The sequence below is a fragment of the uncultured Campylobacter sp. genome (genome assembly GCF_938030815.1).
Classification (GTDB): domain Bacteria; phylum Campylobacterota; class Campylobacteria; order Campylobacterales; family Campylobacteraceae; genus Campylobacter_B.
Genome location: NZ_CALHII010000130.1, coordinates 1 through 3,777, shown reverse-complemented (window position 1 = coordinate 3,777; position 3,777 = coordinate 1). Strand labels below are relative to the sequence as shown.

General features: G+C 46.0%; 5 protein-coding genes. 4 read left to right on the top strand and 1 reads right to left on the bottom strand.

Annotation, left to right across the window (positions count from 1 at the left end):
- Positions 1 to 790: LapA family protein (locus tag Q0277_RS04880; RefSeq protein WP_297996128.1), on the top strand; the 790-nt coding region annotated here is incomplete at its 5' end.
- Positions 791 to 940: 150 nt separating this feature from the next.
- On the opposite strand, the gene Q0277_RS04875 is transcribed toward Q0277_RS04880, so the two are convergent.
- Positions 941 to 1,147 carry a hypothetical protein gene (locus Q0277_RS04875; RefSeq protein ID WP_297945052.1) on the bottom strand — a complete coding sequence of 69 codons (207 nt, stop codon included), beginning with the start codon at positions 1,145 to 1,147 and terminating at the stop codon, positions 941 to 943.
- Positions 1,148 to 1,330: 183 nt separating this feature from the next.
- Between Q0277_RS04875 and Q0277_RS04870 the strand changes: the two genes are divergently transcribed.
- From Q0277_RS04870 to Q0277_RS04860, 3 genes are all read left to right on the top strand, one after another.
- A complete protein-coding gene (locus Q0277_RS04870) occupies positions 1,331 to 2,254 on the top strand; it encodes a tRNA-dihydrouridine synthase (protein WP_297996130.1) in 924 nt (307 codons plus the stop codon).
- 22 nt (positions 2,255 to 2,276) lie between these two features.
- On the top strand, positions 2,277 to 2,714 hold the full coding sequence (locus Q0277_RS04865; protein WP_297996126.1) for a hypothetical protein: 438 nt from the start codon (positions 2,277 to 2,279) through the stop codon (positions 2,712 to 2,714).
- A 99-nt stretch (positions 2,715 to 2,813) separates the two neighbouring features.
- The gene (locus tag Q0277_RS04860) at positions 2,814 to 3,545 is read left to right on the top strand and encodes a metallophosphoesterase (protein WP_297996123.1); all 732 of its coding nucleotides are present in this window, start codon (positions 2,814 to 2,816) and stop codon (positions 3,543 to 3,545) included.
- Positions 3,546 to 3,777 lie beyond the last annotated feature (232 nt).

Genomic DNA, 3,777 nt, shown 5'->3' with positions numbered 1-3,777 from the left:
AAAAAGGGCGATCGCAAAGGATCTAAGCGCATACGATGCGATGAGTAAAGAGGTTTTGCTGGGTCTTGATACCAATAAAGACTTTAAAACCGAGTATTTTAAAGACCCAAGCGAGCTTACTAAAATTTTATCTCCGTGGTACGATAGCACTGGCATAGATGTCAAAAATGAGGATCTAAAAGAGGTCATAGGTGTTATTGAGAAGGTTAAAAACGGCGAAGTGGCGGATCTGCGAAAATATAAACTTCCTAAAGATAACGGACTATTTTTGCAAAACGAGCTCAATCGCCTCGACGCTGAGCCTGCGTATGCGTATGAAATTTTAAAAACCAAGGGCGTTTATAGCGAAAATATCACTAAAAAAGCCTATGCCGTAGCGCTTGCCAAAGGAAGCTACGATAAGATCAAAGCCTATAAAATTCCTCAAGATATAGCCGAGGTAAATATTTTAGTGGATCGCGCGGTGAATGACGCGAGCTTTGAGATCAGTAGCGAGGAGCTTTTCGATCTCGTAAATAATGAAAAATTTAGCGAGCAGGATTTTATCGGCTTTGCTAAAAAGCTAAAAAATCATCTCGCTCCAGAGCAATACAAAGCCTTTTTCGAGCGGCTCAAAAACGAGAATCAAGAAGCGACCGAGGCATATCTGTACGCGCTATATGAGCTTGGCATGATCGACGAGTTTAGAGAGCAGCTAAGCCTCGCCGACGGCGACGAGTTTGAGAAGTTTAAAATTCTGCTATTTTTGCGCGACAACGGCAAAAACGTCCCTGCGTCGCTGTTATTTTAGCTCGGTAATTTTACGAGTTCTTTTTATGCGGGTAAGAGAGGCTGCCTTTAAGCTCTTTGCGTCTATTAAACACAGCCTGCGCGATAAATTTTAAAGTGCGGGTAAAATTCTAACTCGCGCAAATTTTAAATTTCAAAATTTATCGAAAAATCAATGCGCGTAAGCGGTAAAATTTAAAAGATTTGCTTGCGTAGTGCGCGTGTAAACGGATTTTGCATTTACGCGATGAAATTTAAAATTTAAAAGTAAAGCGCAAGACTTGCTAGCCGAATAAAGTGCTGAAATTTTAAAATCCGTGCGGCGTTTTGCAAACTGCTTGCCGGGTTTGCCGTGCAAATAAAATTTGGTGGCGATCATTCTTGCTGCCGTTTTGCCGCCACGTAAATTAGCTAAGCTTAAAAATAAAATTCGCGCCTAAATGCGAATACGTAGCCTATGAAATTTAAAATTTAAAGCTCGCGGCAAAACCCGCTGCAAGCGCTGCGGAGTTAAATTTAAAGGTTTAAATTCAAACGAGATCAAAATAAGAAATTTAAAATGATGGAAGATTTTTTTAAAAGGGACCCTCTATTTTTGGCGCCTTTGGCGGGCTTTTCGGATCCGCCGCTGCGGGGCGTAGTGAAAAAATTCGGCTGCGACGCGACCGTAAGCGAGATGATAAGCGCAAACGCCCTTGTTTTCGAGGGCGAAAAGACGCTAAAGATGCTCGAAAAAAATGCCGCCGAAACCCCATTTTTCGTGCAGATCGCAGGCAGCGATGCGGAAATTATCAAAAAGGCGGTTTTGCTCATCAATAAATTTGACGGCATCGACGGTATCGATCTAAACTGCGGCTGCCCCGTCCCCAAGGTCGTAAAGCAAGGCGCCGGCTCGGCGCTGCTGCTTGATCTGCCCCGCTTGTCGCGCCTGGTTGAGACGATCAAAAAGTATTCGAATAAAAAATTTACGAGCGCGAAGGTGCGGCTGGGCTTCGGCGCCGTGGATATCGAAAATATCGCTCGCGCCGTACAAGGCGCAGGAGCCGATTTTATTGCTATTCACGGTCGCACCAGAGCGGGCGGATACAGCGCGGCGGTGGATTACAGCGCGATCGCAAGAGCCAAACGCGAACTGCAAATCCCCGTGATCGCAAACGGCGACATAAACTCCGCCAATGCGCCTGCAGTGCGAGACCTTAGCGGCGCAGACGCGCTGATGATCGGTCGCGCGGTAATCGGCAGACCCTGGATCTTTCGCGAGATCAAAACGGGCGAACAGGCAAGTGACGAGCTAAAAAGGGAAGTCGTGCTCTATCATTTCTCCCAGATGTTAAGCCACTACGGCGTGCGCGGCGTGGCGATATTTCGCAAGCATCTGCACGAATACTCCAAGGGGCGCGAAAACGCCGCAAGCTTTCGCGAGCAGATCAACCACGTCGCTGCTGAGAGCGAAATGACTCGGCTAATCGAGGAATTTTTCGCCTAAATTTAGAATTTTAGGAGCTTTGATGATTATTTTAAAAATTATAGCCTGCGCATTTTCGATGAGTTTTTGCTTGATGTGCATTTCAAGTTTAATGGGTTTTTTTATAGGGCAGATTTTTGACACATCTAGCGTCCGGTTTGACGATCCCTTAGAATGGCTACAGCAGAAGTGCGTATATTTCCTATTTTTGTGGATATTTTTCTGCGGGATTTGCGCGATACTTGCCGCAAAGTTAAAGGATTTTGGTAAGCTCACTGATTTTTTCGTAAATTTATTTTTGCCTACAGCAGCGGTTTGGATGCTATCGCCATTTTTAGGGATGATGATTGTGGCGCTGATTGTTTCAGATTTGCATCTTGCCAGGTTTTATTCCTCATTGCTTAGCGCATTAATATTTATCGTTCTTTTTATGATCGTCGTAGCCGAGGTCTTAAAGCAGATTTATCCGTCCAAGTCCTAGCGCGCGAAATTTTAAAATTTAGCGCAGAGCTTTTATCTACCGCTTACAATCACAGCCCGCGCGGTAAAAGGCGAGGGCGTTAAAATTTAAGGAGAAATTATGGAAAATATCTACATCATCGGCGACGTGCACGGCTGCTACAGATCGCTTTTGGCGTTAATAGAGCAGCTGCCGCATAAATTTGATAGCAAAATTTGCTTTGTGGGCGATCTGATCGACCGAGGCCCTGCGAGCGCGGATGTGGTTGAATTTGTGCGCACTCGCGGATATGACGCGGTGATGGGCAATCACGAAAAGCGCTTTGTAAGCAACGCAAAAACTGCACTAAGGTGCGCAAAGACGGGCAAATTTACGAGCTCAAATGACCTCTACGCATTTTTTAGCCTGGATGAAAGCTGGCTATTTAATAACGGCGGTGAGGCGACGCTAGCGTCGTATTATCGTCACGGAGGCGTGAAGCAATGCAAGGAGCATCTGCGGTTTGTCTCGCGGCTGCCGATTTACTTGGAGTATGATTTGCGTGATGAAAGCGGTCGCGCCCTCGTCGTATCGCACTCCGCAGTGGGTCGCGCGTGGGGGATTAGACACGATGCAGAGCGTGCGAAAAGCTTCGCCGCTCATGTGCTAAGCGGGCGCGGAGATGATAGCGCGAATGATGGAATTTTTAATGTCTACGGGCACACGCCGGTAAAAAAGCCCGTCATTACGGAATTTAGCGCAAATATCGATCTGGGCTGTGTTTATAAAAAGCACTGGGGCGAGAAGGCGAGGCTTTGCGCGCTGGAGTTTCCCTCAAAGAGAATTTTCACGCAGGAATGCATAGATTTTTGAGTTTGTGTCGGGATAGCGCGGATTAAAATTTAAATTTGCGTAGGCTATTTGAAGGCGAAATTTTAGAATTTAAAGGCGCGTTCTTAAAGCGTCCGTCGCGCAGTCAGGTCGCGTGAAATTTTAAATAATATCCCTTAGCTTGCGCGCTTCATACATCCACGCCTCAAGCTCATCCCAGCGCTCATCACGAATCATCTGCACGCAAATTTCAAGCTCATTTTTAAAAGCGTCG